Origin of the sequence: Citrobacter sp. CK180 (assembly GCF_030333655.1) — a bacterium.
Classification (GTDB): domain Bacteria; phylum Pseudomonadota; class Gammaproteobacteria; order Enterobacterales; family Enterobacteriaceae; genus Citrobacter_B; species Citrobacter_B koseri.
Genome location: NZ_JAOWFM010000052.1, coordinates 203,249 through 219,446 on the forward strand (window position 1 = coordinate 203,249; position 16,198 = coordinate 219,446).

At 54.3% G+C, this 16,198-nt stretch carries 15 protein-coding genes; 2 read left to right on the forward strand and 13 right to left on the reverse strand.

What is annotated here, in order from left to right; translation table 11 throughout:
• Nucleotides 1-15: 15 nt before the first annotated feature.
• The 6 genes from ispH to OGV50_RS14650 all read right to left on the reverse strand — a co-directional run bounded on the left by ispH (nucleotide 16) and on the right by OGV50_RS14650 (nucleotide 6,104).
• Nucleotides 16-966 (reverse strand): 4-hydroxy-3-methylbut-2-enyl diphosphate reductase, encoded by a 951-nt coding sequence (gene ispH / locus OGV50_RS14625; protein WP_012134149.1) that lies wholly within the window; start codon nucleotides 964-966, stop codon nucleotides 16-18.
• Nucleotide 967: 1 nt separating this feature from the next.
• Nucleotides 968-1,417, reverse strand: a complete 450-nt coding sequence (gene fkpB, locus OGV50_RS14630) for an FKBP-type peptidyl-prolyl cis-trans isomerase (protein ID WP_112001207.1) — start codon at nucleotides 1,415-1,417, stop codon at nucleotides 968-970.
• Nucleotides 1,418-1,597: 180 nt separating this feature from the next.
• Entirely contained in the window at nucleotides 1,598-2,086 is a 489-nt protein-coding gene (gene lspA / locus OGV50_RS14635; RefSeq protein WP_047459022.1) for a signal peptidase II, read from the reverse strand.
• Complete coding sequence (gene ileS / locus OGV50_RS14640) at nucleotides 2,086-4,902, reverse strand: isoleucine--tRNA ligase (protein WP_200091346.1); 2,817 nt, start codon at nucleotides 4,900-4,902, stop codon at nucleotides 2,086-2,088. The genes lspA and ileS overlap by 1 nt, the downstream gene beginning before the upstream one ends.
• A gap of 37 nt (nucleotides 4,903-4,939) precedes the next feature.
• Nucleotides 4,940-5,878: a bifunctional riboflavin kinase/FAD synthetase gene (gene ribF / locus OGV50_RS14645; RefSeq protein ID WP_012134153.1), complete on the reverse strand. Its 939-nt coding sequence runs from the start codon at nucleotides 5,876-5,878 to the stop codon at nucleotides 4,940-4,942.
• A gap of 25 nt (nucleotides 5,879-5,903) precedes the next feature.
• A complete protein-coding gene (locus OGV50_RS14650) occupies nucleotides 5,904-6,104 on the reverse strand; it encodes a DUF2575 family protein (protein WP_049008862.1) in 201 nt (66 codons plus the stop codon).
• Between the two features lie 102 nt (nucleotides 6,105-6,206).
• On the opposite strand from OGV50_RS14650, the gene rpsT reads away from it, so the two are divergent.
• Complete coding sequence (gene rpsT, locus OGV50_RS14655) at nucleotides 6,207-6,470, forward strand: 30S ribosomal protein S20 (protein WP_001518655.1); 264 nt, start codon at nucleotides 6,207-6,209, stop codon at nucleotides 6,468-6,470.
• 97 nt (nucleotides 6,471-6,567) lie between these two features.
• On the opposite strand, the gene nhaR is transcribed toward rpsT, so the two are convergent.
• The 4 genes from nhaR to dnaK all read right to left on the reverse strand — a co-directional run bounded on the left by nhaR (nucleotide 6,568) and on the right by dnaK (nucleotide 12,023).
• On the reverse strand, nucleotides 6,568-7,467 hold the full coding sequence (nhaR, locus tag OGV50_RS14660) for a transcriptional activator NhaR (RefSeq protein WP_286488602.1): 900 nt from the start codon (nucleotides 7,465-7,467) through the stop codon (nucleotides 6,568-6,570).
• 68 nt (nucleotides 7,468-7,535) lie between these two features.
• Nucleotides 7,536-8,702: a Na+/H+ antiporter NhaA gene (gene nhaA, locus OGV50_RS14665; protein WP_200091337.1), complete on the reverse strand. Its 1,167-nt coding sequence runs from the start codon at nucleotides 8,700-8,702 to the stop codon at nucleotides 7,536-7,538.
• A gap of 183 nt (nucleotides 8,703-8,885) precedes the next feature.
• Nucleotides 8,886-10,019 carry a molecular chaperone DnaJ gene (gene dnaJ, locus OGV50_RS14670; RefSeq protein WP_047463780.1) on the reverse strand — a complete coding sequence of 378 codons (1,134 nt, stop codon included), beginning with the start codon at nucleotides 10,017-10,019 and terminating at the stop codon, nucleotides 8,886-8,888.
• An 87-nt stretch (nucleotides 10,020-10,106) separates the two neighbouring features.
• Nucleotides 10,107-12,023 (reverse strand): molecular chaperone DnaK, encoded by a 1,917-nt coding sequence (dnaK, locus tag OGV50_RS14675; protein WP_012134158.1) that lies wholly within the window; start codon nucleotides 12,021-12,023, stop codon nucleotides 10,107-10,109.
• Between the two features lie 401 nt (nucleotides 12,024-12,424).
• On the opposite strand from dnaK, the gene satP reads away from it, so the two are divergent.
• Entirely contained in the window at nucleotides 12,425-12,991 is a 567-nt protein-coding gene (satP, locus tag OGV50_RS14680) for an acetate uptake transporter (protein ID WP_012134160.1), read from the forward strand.
• Nucleotides 12,992-13,025: 34 nt separating this feature from the next.
• Here satP and OGV50_RS14685 read toward each other — a convergent pair whose 3' ends face one another.
• The 3 genes from OGV50_RS14685 to tal form a co-directional block, all read right to left on the reverse strand.
• A complete protein-coding gene (locus OGV50_RS14685; protein WP_071257506.1) occupies nucleotides 13,026-14,333 on the reverse strand; it encodes an MFS transporter in 1,308 nt (435 codons plus the stop codon).
• Between the two features lie 124 nt (nucleotides 14,334-14,457).
• Nucleotides 14,458-15,045 (reverse strand): molybdopterin adenylyltransferase, encoded by a 588-nt coding sequence (mog, locus tag OGV50_RS14690; RefSeq protein ID WP_012134162.1) that lies wholly within the window; start codon nucleotides 15,043-15,045, stop codon nucleotides 14,458-14,460.
• Between the two features lie 113 nt (nucleotides 15,046-15,158).
• Nucleotides 15,159-16,112 (reverse strand): transaldolase, encoded by a 954-nt coding sequence (gene tal / locus OGV50_RS14695; RefSeq protein WP_012134163.1) that lies wholly within the window; start codon nucleotides 16,110-16,112, stop codon nucleotides 15,159-15,161.
• Between the last annotated feature and the right edge of the window lie 86 nt (nucleotides 16,113-16,198).

The following is a 16,198-nucleotide window of genomic DNA, read 5'->3' on the forward strand; positions in this document are numbered from 1 at the left end:
GGCGTCAAAGCGTAATTACTCTACTTCACGAACATCCACACGCAGTTCTTTCGGCACTTCGAAAACAATGTTCTCTTCGCGGCCTTCCAGCGGAATGGCTTCGCCGCCGCCAAGCTCTTGCAGGCGAGCGATCACATTCTGCACCAGAATATCCGGTGCGGAAGCGCCAGCGGTCACGCCAACGCACTTCGCCTCTTTCACCCAGGCTTCCTGGATGTCGGTGGCATCGTCGATCAGAAACGCCGCTTTCCCCATACGCTGCGCCAGTTCAGCCAGACGGTTGGAGTTGGAGGAGTTTTTCGAACCAACCACCAGCACGACATCAGCCTGTTCCGCCAGCGCGCGCACCGCTTCCTGACGGTTCGTCGTGGCGTAGCAAATGTCATCTTTACGCGGCCCGACAATTTTCGGGAAGCGTTGACGCAGCGCGTCAATCACATCAGACGTGTCATCGACGGAGAGCGTCGTCTGGGTCATAAAGGAGAGTTTGCCTTCGTTTTTGACATCAAGCGACAGAACGTCGTCCGGCGACTCGACCAGATACATGCCCCCTTCCGGGTTGCTGTACTGCCCCATCGTCCCTTCCACTTCCGGGTGCCCGGCGTGGCCGATCAGGATTGACTCTTCGCCGCGACGGCTGGCGCGCGCCACTTCCATATGCACTTTTGTTACCAGCGGACAGGTGGCGTCAAAAACGGTGAGATCGCGGCTTTTCGCCTCGTTACGTACCGCCTGGGAAACCCCGTGTGCGGAGAAAATCAGGATCGCGCCGTCCGGTACTTCACTGATCTGCTCGATGAAAATCGCCCCGCGCTCACGCAGGCTATCCACCACGTAGCGGTTGTGCACCACTTCGTGACGGACATAAATTGGCGCGCCGTAAATAGCCAGCGCGTTTTCTACAATGCTGATAGCGCGGTCTACACCTGCGCAAAAGCCGCGCGGGTTGGCCAACAGGATCTGCATTTTACGCCTCCAGTGCCGGATCGATTTCCAGCACTTCAATATCAAAATGAACGGTATGCCCGGCCAGAGGATGGTTGAAATCGACGGTAATCGAGTCACCGTTAATTTCGCGGATCACGCCAGGCATCTCACTGCCGTCCATTGCGGTAAAGAGCATAATTGCCCCCACTTCAGGCTCGCCCGCGTCCATAAACTCGCGGCGAGAGAAGTATTGAACCAGGTCCGGGCTCGGTACGCCAAACGCGGCATCCGGCTCCAGAGAAAACGTGGTTTTGTCGCCGTCTTTCAGTCCCAGAAGATGCTGCTCCAGCCCTTCAGACAGGGAGCCGTCACCCAGGCGGAATAGCGCTGGCTTACCATTGTTATGCGTTGACTCAGCGGTAGAGCCATCGTCAAGCTTTAAGGTGAAGTGCACCAGCACCGCACTGTTACTCTGTACTGATTTAGACATGCAGGTTTGCTCACTTGTTTTGGGTCACCTGTTTGCCCGGTGGCGCTTACGCTTACCGGGCCTACGAGAGGCTTGTTTTGGGCTACCTGTTTGCCCGGTGGCGCTACGCTTACCGGGCCTACAAGAATCGCGCTATTTTGTAGGCCGGATAAGGCGCTTACGCCGCCATCCGGCATTTTATTACGCCTGCTTTTTCGGCAGGAAACCCTCCAGCACAATCAACGCCGCACCGATACAAATCGCGCTATCGGCCAGGTTAAAGGTGGCGAAATGCCAGTCGCCAACATAGAAGTCGATCATATCGACAACGAAGCCGTGCCACAGACGGTCGAACAGGTTGCCCAGCGCACCGCCAATGATTAACGCATAAGCAATGTTGTTCAGCTTTTGCGTCGCCTTCGAGCGATACATCATCACCATCAGGATAACGCAAATACCGATGGCGATACCGGCAAAGAACCAGCGCTGCCAGCCGCCGCTGTCGGCTAAGAAGCTAAACGCCGCACCATAGTTACGCGCGTAGTGCAGATTAAGCGACGGGAACAGCGACACCGTATCCCCCAGAGCAAAGTTCTGGAGGATCAGGTACTTGCTGCCTAAATCGATAATCAGCACGACCACCACCAGCCACAGCCAGCGCAGTCCTGTTGAACAAAGAGGCTTACTCATCAGGCAAACTTACGTTTTTCGCCATCACCGGCGATGTTGCTGACACAGCGGCCGCAGATCTCTGCGTGTTCCGCTACCTTGCCGACATCCGTGGTGTAGTGCCAGCAGCGTGGGCACTTCTCACCTTCGGCTTTACTCAACGCGACTTTCAGCCCTTTGAGCAGTTCGCTCTGCTGCGCATCAGCAGAAGCCTCCGCATAGTCAGCGACTTTCGCGCCAGAGGTCAACAGGACAAATCGTAATTCATCGCCCAGTGCAGTCAGCTTCGCCGCCAGTTCCGGTTCAGCGTACAGGGTGACAGCCGCTTCGAGAGAACCACCGACTTTCTTATCCGCACGCGCCTGCTCGATAATCTTGTTCACTTCGCCACGCACTTTCAGCAGCTCGTCCCAGAAACTATCGTTCATCGGCTCAGTCGCGGCCAGGCCAAACAGACCTTCATACCACTCACCGGTAAAGACGTACTTCTCACGATCGCCTGGCAGATAACCCCAGATTTCATCTGCGGTGAAGGACATGATCGGCGCCATCCAGCGCACCAGCGCTTCTGCGATATGGTACAGCGCGCTCTGGCAACTACGACGCGCCACGCTGTCGGCTTTCGCGGTGTACTGGCGGTCTTTGATGATGTCGAGGTAGAACGAGCCCATCTCAACGGAGCAGAAGCGCATCAGACGCTGTACCACTTCGTGGAAATCATAGGCTTCGTAGGCTTTCAGGATATCGTCCTGCGCCGCTTTCGCGCAGCCCACCGCCCAGCGATCCAGCACCACCATCTCTTCCGGTTTCACCATATCTTTTACCGGATCAAACCCGTTCAGGTTCGCCAGCAGGAAGCGCGCGGTGTTACGGATACGACGATAGCTGTCGGCAGCGCGTTTCAGGATCTCGTCGGAAACGGCCATTTCGCCGGTGTAGTCGGTAGACGCCACCCACAGACGCAGAATATCCGCACCCAGTTTGTTCATCACATCCTGCGGAGAAACGGTGTTACCGATGGATTTGGACATTTTGCGGCCCTGACCATCCACGGTGAAGCCGTGGGTCAGTACCTGACGGTACGGCGCTTTGCCCTTCATCGCAGTGGAGATCATCAGGGAGGACATGAACCAGCCGCGATGCTGATCGGAACCTTCCAGATACATATCCGCCGCATGACCGGCAAACTCAGGACGCACATCGACCACAGAAGCGTGTGTCGAACCGGAGTCAAACCAGACGTCCAGCGTATCCGGCACTTTCACGTACTGGTCAGCGTCGTCGCCGAGGATCTCTTTCGGATCGAGGTCCCACCATGCCTGAATGCCGTCCACTTCAACGCGCTTCGCCACTTCTTCCATCAGTTCGATGGCGCGCGGGTGCAGTTCTTCGGTGTCTTTGTGAACAAACAGAGACATCGGCACGCCCCAGGTACGCTGACGGGAAATACACCAGTCAGGACGGTTCGCAACCATTGATTCAATACGTGCCTGACCCCAGTCCGGGATCCACTGTACGCCTTTGATTTCTTTCAGCGACTGCTCGCGCAGGCCTTTCTGATCCATGCTGACGAACCACTGCGGCGTCGCACGGAAGATGATCGGCGTTTTGTGACGCCAGCAGCACGGATAGCTGTGTTGCAGCTTCTCAACGTGCAGCAGCGCGCCTTTTTCACGCAGCAGCGCAACGACGATGTCGTTCGCTTTGAAAACGTTCACGCCATCGAGCGTCGGATACGTGCCTGGCAGGTAAGCGCCGTCCGGTCCGACCGGGTTAGCGGTTTCCAGACCGTATTTTTGACCGATGACATAGTCGTCCGGGCCATGACCAGGCGCGGTATGCACCGCCCCCGTACCGGCATCCAGCGTGACGTGATCGCCGAGGATCGCCGGAACGTCGAAGTCCATAAACGGATGGGTAAAGCGCAACAGCTCCAGCTCCGCGCCTTTTACGGTGCCGAGGATGGTATAGTCAGCCGCGCCAAGGCGCTGCATCACGCTTTCCACCAGGTCTTTCGCCAGAATCAGCGCCTGGCCGTCAATTTGTACCAGCGCGTAATCAAAATCCGGCGCCAGAGAGATCGCGCGGTTCGCAGGCAGCGTCCACGGGGTGGTGGTCCAGATAACCAGCGAGATCGGGCCGTTGACGCTGGAAACGCCAAACGTCGCTTTCACCGCATCCTGGTCAGCGGCGTGGAACGCCACGTCGATAGACGGAGACGTTTTGTCATAATATTCCACTTCCGCTTCCGCCAGCGCGGAACGGCAGTCCACGCACCAGTGCACCGGCTTCGCGCCTTTATGCAGATGGCCGTTGCCGATGATTTTACCCAGCGCACGAATGATGTTGGCTTCAGTTTTGAAGTCCATCGTCAAATACGGATGCGACCAGTCGCCCAGCACGCCCAGACGGATGAAGTCTTTACGCTGGCCGTCAACCTGGGTGGCGGCGTATTCGCGACACTTCGCACGGAATTCCGCAGCCGTGAATTTTTCGCCCGGCTTACCGTATTCCTGCTCGACTTTCAGCTCGATCGGCAGACCGTGGCAGTCCCAGCCCGGAACGTAAGGCGAGTCAAATCCCGCGAGTCCTTTGGACTTCACGATAATGTCTTTCAGAATCTTGTTAACCGAGTGACCAATATGAATGCTGCCATTCGCATAAGGAGGGCCATCATGCAGAATGAAGGTTTTTTTGCCTTTTTTGGCCGCACGAATGATGCCGTACAGGTCATCATCGGTCCAACGCGCCAGCATTCCCGGTTCACGCTTGGCGAGATCGCCGCGCATCGGGAACCCTGTTTCCGGCAAATTCAGGGTTGATTTATAGTCACTCATCAGATTCTCGGTTCCGTATTTAAAACTCGTATAGGCATTAAGCCGGTTTTGATAGCCCAAAAAAATCGCGGGCAGTTAACTCATCACGCGCAATCTGCGCTTTTAGTTCATCCAGCGATGCGAATCGCTGTTCGTTGCGTATTTTTTTACGCAGTATTACATCTATATGGCGACCATAGAGGTCCATTACAACGTCCAGCAGATGCACTTCTAACTGTTGGCGTACGCCTGCCACTGTCGGACGCGTGCCGATATTGGCAACGCCAGGCATGGGTTTATCACCCAGCCCCATCACTTCCACCGCATAAACCCCTTTTACCGGGGAGACCTGACGACGCAGCGGTAAATTCGCCGTCGGGAAACCAATGGTGCGCCCTAACTCATCGCCGTGGACGACACGCCCGGAGATGGTAAACGGATGCCCCAGCAAACTTTCAGCCAGCGGCAGGTTGTCCTCCGCCAGCGCCTGACGCACGGCCGTACTGCTGATTCGTACGCCACCTTCGCAAAAGGTCTGCGTGTTGGTGATGTCAAAACCGTACTCCGCTCCGGCTTTCTGTAATAACAAGAAATCGCCTTCGCGACCAGCGCCAAAACGGAAATCATCACCGACAGCGAGGAACCGCACGCCGAGACGCTTCACCAGCAGATCGCTGATAAAGTTTTGTGCGGTCAGGGCGGCAAAGCGGCGATCGAAGCGTACGCACAGCACGTAGTCCACGCCGCATTCCGCCAGGTAACGCAGTTTTTCCCGCAGGCGGGTCAGGCGCGCAGGGGCCTTTTCCGTAGCGAAGAGTTCCAGCGGCTGCGGTTCGAAAATCATTACCATCACTGGTAAACCCCGCTTGCGCCCTTCTTCCCGCAAGCCCTGCAGCAATGCACGATGGCCACGATGCACACCGTCGAAATTACCAATAGTCAGCACACACCCATGCGGGGCCTGACTGAGATTATGTATGCCGCGTATCAGCTTCATGTCTGGCTCAAAACAGTGAAAATCGTCAGAGTATACCTTGTACAGCGGTCAAGGTTAACCGACGATTGCCCCTGTGAAACATAAAGAAGATTGTTTTCATTGTTATGGGGCAAATCAGAACAAGAAACTGCCCATTCAATGTAATTTTTATCGTGGAAAAGCTGTATTCACGACCCGCAAGCTGGTAGAATCCTGCGCCATCACTACGTAACGAGTGCCGCCATATTAACGGCGCTTATTTGCACAAATCCATTGACAAAAGAAGGCTAAAAGGGCATATTCCTCGGCCTTTGAATTGTCCATATAGAACACATTTGGGAGTTGGACCTTGGCTAATATCAAATCAGCTAAGAAGCGCGCCGTTCAGTCTGAAAAGGCTCGTAAGCACAACGCAAGCCGTCGCTCTATGATGCGTACTTTCATCAAGAAAGTATACGCAGCTATCGAAGCTGGCGACAAAGCTGCTGCACTGAAAGCATTTAACGAAATGCAACCGATCGTGGACCGTCAGGCTGCTAAAGGTCTGATCCACAAAAACAAAGCGGCACGTCATAAAGCAAACCTGACTGCACAGATCAACAAACTGGCTTAATCGCCCGCTTGTTATCAGCTTTGTAAAAAAGCCCGCGCAAGCGGGTTTTTTTATGTCTGCCGGATGGCGGGCAAACGCCTTATCCGGCCTGTAGCACTTACCCTTTGTGGCTAAATAGCGCCGAGTAATCCGCGTGACAAATACGCTGTACGGCCGGGTGCTGATGAATCATCCTCTCGGCAAAAATGGCGTGGTACTCTTCCATGACGTTTTCCACACGGCCAATCTCAACGATCGACTCATCGGCGTAAAAGTCATGCGCATAGAGCGTCGGCGCGACGAAAATCGCATTGTGGGTAGCGCCAAACGCTTTCATCAGCGCCGCATCATCAAACTCGCCGAGGATTTCGACGTTTAAGCCCTGCGAATTAAACCAGTTTAATAATTTGCGACCGAGCATAGAGCGACGGCCTGGGATCAGCAGCCGACGCTCTTCCAGACACGCCGGGAAGGGTTTTGCAGGCAGCGGTTTCGTACACCAGAAGCTCACGCTGCATTCACCTATCTTCACCGAAAACAGCCCTTCCTGCTGAGTAGAGTCGATTGGGCAATCCGAGATAATCATATCCAGCTTATGCTGGCTAAGCTGCTCAAGCAGCATCTCATGGGTGGATTCAAAACAGCGCAAATGAATTTGTTCGTCGTCAACCACGGCCGCGTCCAGCACATTGCTGACCAGACGTTTTGACAACGCATCCGCCACGCCGACATCAAACAGCAGATTAGACTCTTTGCGGTAGTTAACGATATCCAGCATTTCCTGGCTTAAGGTAAACATTTTGTCCGCATAGCGAAACACCAGTTCCCCTAATTCACTGGGCTCCAGCCCACGCCCTTTACGCTTGAATAATTTTCCCTGCAAGCGCTCCTCAAGGGCTTTGATCTGACCGGTGATGGTTTGCGGCGTCAGGTAAAGCGCTTCTGCCGCCCCGACAACGGAACCTTCTTTATACACATGCCAAAAATAATAAAGGTGGTTGTAGTTAATATGAGACATGCTCACTCCTCTCCCTGATCTGTGTCGCAAGGGGGGCCACATCAGCCCCCCCAACCCTCTGTCCCCGCTCAGACCACCGGGCTTAAACGTGTACGTAACCAGCTATAGCCGATCACTGCCGAAAGCAGAGAACCAATCAAAATCCCCAGCTTCGCCCAGTTAATCAGTGCCGGATCTACACTACCAAACGCCAGACTGGCGATGAAAATCGACATCGTAAAACCGATCCCGCACAGAATACCGACCGCCATTATTTGCTGAAAACGTGTTCCTTCCGGCAACTTCGCCAGTTTGAGACGCAGCGCCAGCCAGCAAAACAGGCTAATCCCCAGCGGTTTACCGATCAGCAACCCGGCAATGATTCCCAGCGGGAGTATTGAGGTCAGCCCGTCAAGCGTCACCCCCTGTAGCGAGACACCCGCATTGGCGAAGGCGAACAGCGGCAGAATCAGATACGCCACCCACGGGTGCAGCACATGTTCCAGACGCTTCGCCGGAGAACGACCATGCTTCTCCTTCAATGGGATGAAGAAGCCGACGATCACCCCGGCAAGAGTGGCATGAACGCCAGATTTCAATACGGCAGTCCACAGCACCACGCCGACCAGGATATAAACCCCTGTTCGTCTGACATCACACAGGTTCAGCACGGCCAGAAGCACAATCGCAAATGCCGCCACCCCCAGCGAGACCATCGAAAGATCGCTGGTGTAGAACAGCGCAATGATCACAATCGCGCCCAGGTCGTCAATAATAGCCAGCGCCATCAGGAATATCTTCAACGCCAGCGGCACCCTGCTGCCCAGCAAGGCCAATACGCCCAGCGCAAAAGCAATATCCGTTGCCGCCGGGATCGCCCAGCCTTCGCGCGTAATCGGGTCGGAATAGTTAAAAGCCAGATAGAGCAGCGCCGGAACAATCATACCGCCAACGGCGGCAATCACCGGAAACGCCGCCTGACGTAAACTGGCAAGCGAGCCCTGCATAAGCTCGCGCTTGACCTCCAGACCAATCAGCAGGAAAAATACCGCCATTAGCGCGTCGTTGATCCACAGCAGCATATTTTTGTTGATCTCAAGCGCCCCAACCCGCAGCTGAACGGGCGTCTCCAGAAAGGCGTGATACCATCCGCTGGTGAATCCGCTGTTCGCCATCAGCATAGCCAGCACAGCGGCGATAATGAGAATGATGCCCCCGGAGGCATCACTGCTAAAAAAACGATGCAGGTGTTTCACTTTTTATTCTCTCAATATAATCAAACCTCGTGGCGTCTATCTTACCTCGCATGATCTATCGTTAAAATTAGATTATTTATGGTGAAATGTTCGGTTTTTACGAAATAAAATCATCGTCGCCGACAAACAAAAAAGCCCGGGATTGTGCAATCCCGGGCTTTTTATGCAATGTAACAGCGGTGATTAACGCGTCAAATCATCGAAAAACTTCTTCACGCCGTCGAAGAAACTCTTCGAACGCGGACTGTTTTTCTCACCTGTCGGGCCGCCGAAGCTTTCTTGCAGATCTTTCAGCAACTGCTTCTGCTTCTCGTTCAGACCTACCGGCGTTTCGACCACAACACGGCACAGCAGATCGCCCTGCGCGCCGCCGCGTACGGATTTCACGCCTCTTCCGCGCATGCGGAACAGCTTGCCGGTTTGCGTTTCGTGCGGCACTTTCAACTTCACACGGCCATCCAGCGTCGGGACTTCAATCTCGCCACCCAGCGCCGCCATTGCAAAGTTAATCGGCACTTCGCAATACAGGTTGTTGCCTTCACGCTCGAAGATCGGGTGCTGCTTCACCTGCACCTGAACGTACAGATCGCCCGCTGGCGCGCCATGCTCGCCCGCTTCACCTTCGCCGGAGAGACGAATACGATCGCCTGTGTCCACACCCGCCGGGATTTTAACCGACAGGGTTTTGGTTTTCTCTACGCGACCATGACCGTGGCATTTGTTGCACGGATCTTTAATCAGCGTACCGCGCCCCTGACAGTGCGGGCAGGTTTGCTGCACGGCGAAGAAACCCTGACGCATCTGCACCTGGCCGGAACCATGACAGGTTGGACAGGTCTGCGGCTGAGTACCTGCTTTCGCACCGCTGCCGTGGCAAACGTCGCACTCTTCCAGCGTCGGAATACGGATCTCTTTGGTCACGCCACGTACGGCTTCTTCCAGGGTGAGATCCATGTTGTAACGTAAATCAGCACCACGCGCTGCGCGCTGACGACCACGTCCGCCGCCAAAGATATCGCCGAAAACGTCACCAAAGATATCGCTGAAGTCAGCGCCGCCGCCGAAGCCGCCGCCAAATCCACCACCGCCCTGTTCAAACGCGGCGTGCCCGTACTGATCGTATGCCGCACGTTTTTGTGCATCGGTCAGAACTTCGTAGGCTTCCTTGATCTCTTTGAACTTGGCCTCGGCCTCTTTATCACCCTGGTTACGGTCCGGGTGATATTTCATGGCCAGGCGCTTGTACGCCTTTTTGATTTCACGCTCTTCCGCTGTTTTGGAAACGCCTAAAATCTCGTAATAGTCTTGCTTAGCCATCTTGTTTTTATCTGCCCCTAACATGCATGCACGGGCGGAGAGGAACCCTCTTCGCCCGTGCCAGTATTTTACCCGTTCAAAGGGCGATTATTTTTTGTCTTTCACTTCTTCAAACTCAGCGTCGACAACATCGTCATCTTTCGCGTTGTTTGCAGAAGCGTCAGCGCCGCCAGCCTGCTGCTGTGCATGCTGCTGCTGAGCGATTTCCATCAGTTTCTGGGAAGCCTGCGCCAGTTCCTGCATTTTCGCTTCGATAGCCGCTTTGTCTTCGCCTTTCAGCGCCGTTTCCAGCGCGCTCAGTGCAGACTCGATAGCCGTTTTGTCGTCTGCTGGCAACTGATCGCCCGCTTCTTCAACCTGCTTACGCGTGCTGTGCAGCAGATGGTCGCCCTGGTTGCGCGTCTGAACCAGCTCTTCGAACTTACGGTCAGATTCTGCGTTCGCTTCAGCATCGCGAACCATTTTCTGAATTTCGTCCTCGTTCAGACCAGAAGAAGCCTTGATGGTGATCTTCTGCTCTTTACCGCTGTTTTTGTCTTTCGCGGAAACGTGCAGGATACCGTCAGCATCGATATCAAAGGTGACTTCGATCTGCGGCATACCGCGCGGCGCCGGGTTGATGCCATCCAGGTTGAACTGACCCAGAGATTTGTTATCAGACGCGCGTTTACGCTCACCCTGCAACACATGGATGGTTACCGCAGACTGGTTGTCTTCAGCGGTAGAGAACACCTGGCTGTGCTTGGTCGGGATAGTGGTGTTTTTGCTGATCAGCGCCGTCATTACGCCGCCCATGGTTTCGATACCCAGAGACAGCGGGGTAACGTCCAGCAGCAGAACGTCTTTCACATCACCGGTCAGTACGCCGCCCTGCACCGCTGCGCCGATAGCAACAGCTTCGTCCGGGTTAACGTCTTTACGTGGTTCTTTACCAAAGAACTCCGCCACTTTTTTCTGCACCATCGGCATACGCGTCTGACCACCAACGAGGATAACGTCGTTGATATCAGATACGGACAGGCCAGCATCCTGCAACGCGACTTTCAGCGGCTCGATGGAACGGTTCACCAGGTCTTCGACCAGGCTTTCCAGTTTCGCGCGAGTCACTTTGATGTTCATGTGTTTCGGACCGGTGGCATCTGCGGTGATGTACGGCAGGTTCACGTCGGTCTGCTGTGCGGAAGAAAGCTCGATTTTCGCTTTTTCTGCCGCTTCTTTCAGACGCTGCATCGCCAGCGGGTCGTTACGCAGGTCAATGCCCTGATCTTTCTTAAATTCTTCAACCAGGTAGTTGATCATACGGCTGTCGAAGTCTTCACCACCCAGGTGGGTATCACCGTTGGTTGCCAGAACTTCGAAGGTTTTTTCGCCGTCAACTTCGTCGATTTCGATAATAGAGATATCGAAAGTACCACCACCGAGGTCGTAAACCGCGATAGTACGGTTGCCGACTTCTTTATCCAGACCATAAGCCAGCGCGGCGGCGGTCGGTTCGTTGATGATACGTTTTACTTCCAGACCTGCGATACGACCGGCATCTTTCGTTGCCTGACGCTGAGCATCGTTGAAGTAAGCAGGTACGGTGATAACAGCTTCAGTTACCGGTTCGCCCAGGTAATCTTCTGCGGTTTTCTTCATTTTTTTCAGCACTTCAGCAGAGATCTGCGGCGGTGCCATTTTCTGACCTTTCACATCAAGCCATGCGTCGCCGTTATCGGCGCCGATGATTTTGTACGGCATGATGGAAACGTCACGCTGAACTTCTTCGTCCTGGAAGCGGCGGCCAATCAGGCGTTTAATCGCAAACAGGGTGTTTTGCGGGTTTGTCACTGCCTGACGTTTAGCCGGCTGACCAACCAGAGTTTCACCATCCTGGGTATAAGCAATGATAGAAGGCGTGGTGCGATCGCCCTCGGCGTTCTCCAGCACACGTGCAGTTGTGCCATCCATAATCGCTACACAAGAGTTGGTAGTACCCAAGTCGATACCAATAATTTTACCCATCTAAACGTCTCCACTAAAAATTCGGTCATCATGTGGTTGTGAATCTGTAATAAGGGCGAAACGTGCGGTTTCAACTACCCTGAATCGTTTTTTTTCAGACTCACTCACTGCGGTTGACTACAAGATGGGGTCGTAACCCACGTCATCAAGGGGGGCATGAAAAATTTTTTTTGCGAAAAATGATAATTTTCTTCACCGGGCATATGGAAAACACCTCTGCTGGCGCGACGGTTAAGCCTTTTTCTTCCGTGATCGTCATCACAAGGGGAAATATTTCATTTTCCCCCTATTAGATCATAGACAGCCTCTATTCCCCTGATTATCATGCCGCGCCCCGAATACGGTATCGGTTGTTCGGGGAAACTATTTCACCATTCAATTAATGATGATTTTGAGGAATTATGGGCAACACTAAGTTGGCTAACCCGGCTCCGCTGGGCCTGATGGGCTTCGGCATGACCACCATTCTGCTTAACCTGCACAACGCGGGTTTCTTCGCTTTAGACGGCATTATTCTGGCGATGGGCATTTTCTACGGCGGTATCGCGCAAATTTTTGCTGGCCTGCTGGAATATAAAAAAGGCAACACCTTCGGCTTAACCGCATTTACCTCTTACGGTTCTTTCTGGCTGACGCTGGTCGCGATCCTGTTAATGCCGAAAATGGGTCTGACAGAAGCGCCGAACGCGCAGTTCCTGGGCGCCTACCTGGGGCTGTGGGGCGTGTTCACACTGTTCATGTTCTTTGGCACGCTGAAAGCCGCTCGCGCGCTACAGTTTGTCTTCCTGAGCCTGACCGTACTGTTCGCCCTGTTGGCCTTCGGCAACATCGCGGGTAACGAAGCGGTGATCCACGTTGCGGGTTGGATTGGCTTAGTGTGTGGCGCCAGCGCCATTTACCTGGCGATGGGCGAAGTGCTGAACGAACAGTTTGGCCGCACCATCCTGCCAATCGGTGAAGCGCACTAATCTTCCGTTATCCCCCCGACCGGGGGGATAATTTTTACAGCTGTTGTAATTCTGCCTGCACATCCGCATCGCGATAATAAATATCCTGTCGCAACCAGACGCCCAACCCCAGCCCCACCAGTGACAACGCCAGCACATACCAGGCCGGCGCCATTGGCGACACGCCCATCAACATGGTGACCGCAATTGGCGTCAGGCCGCCAAAAATGGCATACGAGACGTTGTAAGAAAAAGAGATGCCGGTGAAACGCACTTCCGCCGGGAAGGCTCGCACCATTACGTACGGCACCGCGCCAACAACACCAACACACAGCCCCACCAGCCCGTATAATAAAAACAACTGCTCGGGATGCGCGCCAGACAGGTGATAGAAGATCCAGCTTGAGCAGGCCAGCAGAAAACTGCCTACAATAAAGGTCTTGCTGGCGCCAACCCGATCGACAATGAACCCTGCCAGCAGGCATCCCACGCACAGCATAATGGTCGCCACGCTATTTGCCTGTAAAGTTAACGCGGGCGCAAACCCGTACTGCTTTTGCAACCAGACCGGCGACATCAAAATCACGACGACAATGCCGGCCGATAACAACCAGGTCAGCAGCATCGAAATCGCCACCGCTTTTTTATGTTTCACCACTACCGCTTTGACGGGCAATTCCTGCGCGAGCGTTTTGCGCTGCTGCATTTCAAGGAAGATGGGCGTTTCCTGCAACCAACGACGTAAATACATCGCAATCAGACCAAATACGCCGCCGAGCAGGAAGGGAATACGCCAGCCATAATCATGCACCGCCTGCTGGGTCATACTGGTATTCACCAGCGTCGCCACGACAGAGCCAAGCAGGATACCGACCGTCAGTCCCGCAGTCAGCGTGCCGCAGGCGATGCCGATACGGCGCTCCGGCACATGTTCAGCCACAAACACCCACGCTCCCGGCACTTCGCCGCCAATCGCTGCGCCTTGCAAAATACGCATCAGCAGCAATAACAACGGCGCAAGGATGCCCATTGAGGCGTAAGTCGGCAGCAGGCCAATCGCCAGCGTTGGAACAGCCATCAATAGAATACTCAGGGTGAACATCTTCTTGCGCCCTACCAGATCGCCAAAGTGCGCCATGATAATGCCGCCCAGCGGGCGCGCCAGATAACCGGCGGCGAAGATCCCAAACGTCTGAACCTGACGAAGCCACTCAGGAATATCGGCGGGGAAAAATAGTTCGCCCACAACCGCTGCGAAGAAAACAAAGATGATGAAGTCGTAAAACTCGAGCGCGCCGCCGAGAGCGGCAAGTGAAAGAGTCTTATAATCCTGGCGATTCAGAGGTCGTGTGTGTTGTGACATAGCAAACCATGAGTCAGTGGAGTTATTGAGGGCGCTTATCGATACGTGTAAATCAAAAATTACTATATCGTAAACAATTCAATACTCCACCACCTGCGTAATTTATGTCACAGAAAGGCCAACTTCAGGCATTTATGTCGCGTCTGGCATTTTTCGGGCGGAAAGATGCTACCACTTCCGCTGCGGTTTCCACATAAGGCCCTTCAAGCAACTGTACACAATACGGTACACTTGCGAAAATTCCCGGTACGACAACCTTACCCTCGGCATCTTTCACCCCTTCCAGGGTCTCTTTGATGGATTTTGGCTGCCCCGGTAAGTTCAGGATCAGCGCCTGCTTACGGATCACGCCAACCTGGCGGGAAAGGATCGCCGTAGGAACAAAGTGCAGGCTGATCTGGCGCATCTGCTCTCCAAAGCCGGGCATTTCTCTGTCGGCGACGGCCAGAGTCGCGTCAGGCGTGACATCACGACGCGCTGGCCCCGTACCTCCCGTCGTCAGTACCAGGTGACAGCTCATTTCATCCACCAGCTCACACAGCGTTTGCTCAATGATCGCCTGCTCATCCGGGATAAGTCGGGTTTGCACGTCAAAAGGGGTGGTCAGCGCGGAGGCCAGCCACTCTTCAAGAGCAGGAATGCCTTTATCCTGGTATACGCCGCTGGACGCGCGGTCAGAAATGGAAACTAAACCAATACGTAAGGTGTTCATGATTATTCCGTCTAAACAGTCTCGTTAAACAGAATGATACACTGCAAAGGGAAGGACAGACAGGTTTCAGAAGAGGTAGCGTGACCAGAAACCTGTCTGGTCACGCCGAATGATTACAGCAGATCGCCGATCATTTTTTCCAGTTTTTCCTGGTCAATAGCAAACTTACGGATACCGTCCGCCAGCTTGTCTACCGCCATCGGGTCCTGGTTGTGCTGCCACAGGAACTCAGACTCGGTGATGCGTTCTGGACGCGCTTTCACTTCGCCAGAGAAGGACAGTTTACGTTCGATAGCGCCTTCGCTTTCCGCCAGCTCTTTCAGCAGCGCCGGAGCGATGGTCAGACGATCGCAACCCGCCAGCTCCAGAATTTCACCGACGTTGCGGAAGCTCGCACCCATCACCACTGTCTCATAACCGTGCTGTTTGTAGTATTCGTAGATTTCCGTAACGGAAACCACGCCCGGATCTTCTGCCGGAGCGTACTCTTTCTTGTCGGTATTGGCTTTGTACCAGTCAAGAATACGACCCACGAACGGAGAGATCAGGTATACGCCCGCTTCCGCACAAGCACGCGCCTGCGCGAAGGAGAACAGCAGAGTCAGGTTACAGTTGATACCTTCCTTTTCCAGCTGTTCAGCAGCACGAATCCCCTGCCAGGTAGACGCCAGTTTGATTAGGATGCGATCGTTGCTGATGCCCGCGTCGTTGTAGAGCTTGATGATGCGTTTTGCTTTGGCGATAGACGCGTCGGTGTCGTAGGACAGACGAGCGTCAACTTCGGTGGAGATACGGCCCGGAACCAGTTTCAGGATCTCCAGACCAATGTTCACCGCCAGCTTGTCGGCCGCGTCAACAATCTGCTGCGCGCGATCGCTGCTCTGCTGTTTCGCCCAGGCAACGGCATCGTCAATCAGCTTACGGTATTCCGGGATCTGTGCTGCGTTAAGAATGAGAGAAGGGTTGGTTGTGGCATCCTGCGGCTGGTACAGCTTCATTGCCGCGATGTCTCCGGTGTCGGCCACCACGGTGGTGAACTGACGAAGGGAGGTCAATTTGTCCGTCATGATAGTGTTTCTCTTTAAACAGCTTGTTAGGGGGATGTAACCGGTCTGCCTTGATGATAACACGACGCACTCACAGCGCAACCGCA

What these genes read in the sequence shown, in the direction of transcription:
- ispH (WP_012134149.1), bottom strand. Translation starts at nt 966, where the DNA reads ATGCAGATCCTGTTGGCCAACCCGCGCGGCTTTTGCGCAGGTGTAGAC.
- fkpB (WP_112001207.1), bottom strand. Translation starts at nt 1,417, where the DNA reads ATGTCTAAATCAGTACAGAGTAACAGTGCGGTGCTGGTGCACTTCACC.
- lspA (WP_047459022.1), bottom strand. Translation starts at nt 2,086, where the DNA reads ATGAGTAAGCCTCTTTGTTCAACAGGACTGCGCTGGCTGTGGCTGGTG.
- ileS (WP_200091346.1), bottom strand. Translation starts at nt 4,902, where the DNA reads ATGAGTGACTATAAATCAACCCTGAATTTGCCGGAAACAGGGTTCCCG.
- ribF (WP_012134153.1), bottom strand. Translation starts at nt 5,878, where the DNA reads ATGAAGCTGATACGCGGCATACATAATCTCAGTCAGGCCCCGCATGGG.
- nhaR (WP_286488602.1), bottom strand. Translation starts at nt 7,467, where the DNA reads ATGTCTCATATTAACTACAACCACCTTTATTATTTTTGGCATGTGTAT.
- dnaJ (WP_047463780.1), bottom strand. Translation starts at nt 10,019, where the DNA reads ATGGCTAAGCAAGACTATTACGAGATTTTAGGCGTTTCCAAAACAGCG.
- dnaK (WP_012134158.1), bottom strand. Translation starts at nt 12,023, where the DNA reads ATGGGTAAAATTATTGGTATCGACTTGGGTACTACCAACTCTTGTGTA.
- satP (WP_012134160.1), top strand. Translation starts at nt 12,425, where the DNA reads ATGGGCAACACTAAGTTGGCTAACCCGGCTCCGCTGGGCCTGATGGGC.
- OGV50_RS14685 (WP_071257506.1), bottom strand. Translation starts at nt 14,333, where the DNA reads ATGTCACAACACACACGACCTCTGAATCGCCAGGATTATAAGACTCTT.
- mog (WP_012134162.1), bottom strand. Translation starts at nt 15,045, where the DNA reads ATGAACACCTTACGTATTGGTTTAGTTTCCATTTCTGACCGCGCGTCC.
- tal (WP_012134163.1), bottom strand. Translation starts at nt 16,112, where the DNA reads ATGACGGACAAATTGACCTCCCTTCGTCAGTTCACCACCGTGGTGGCC.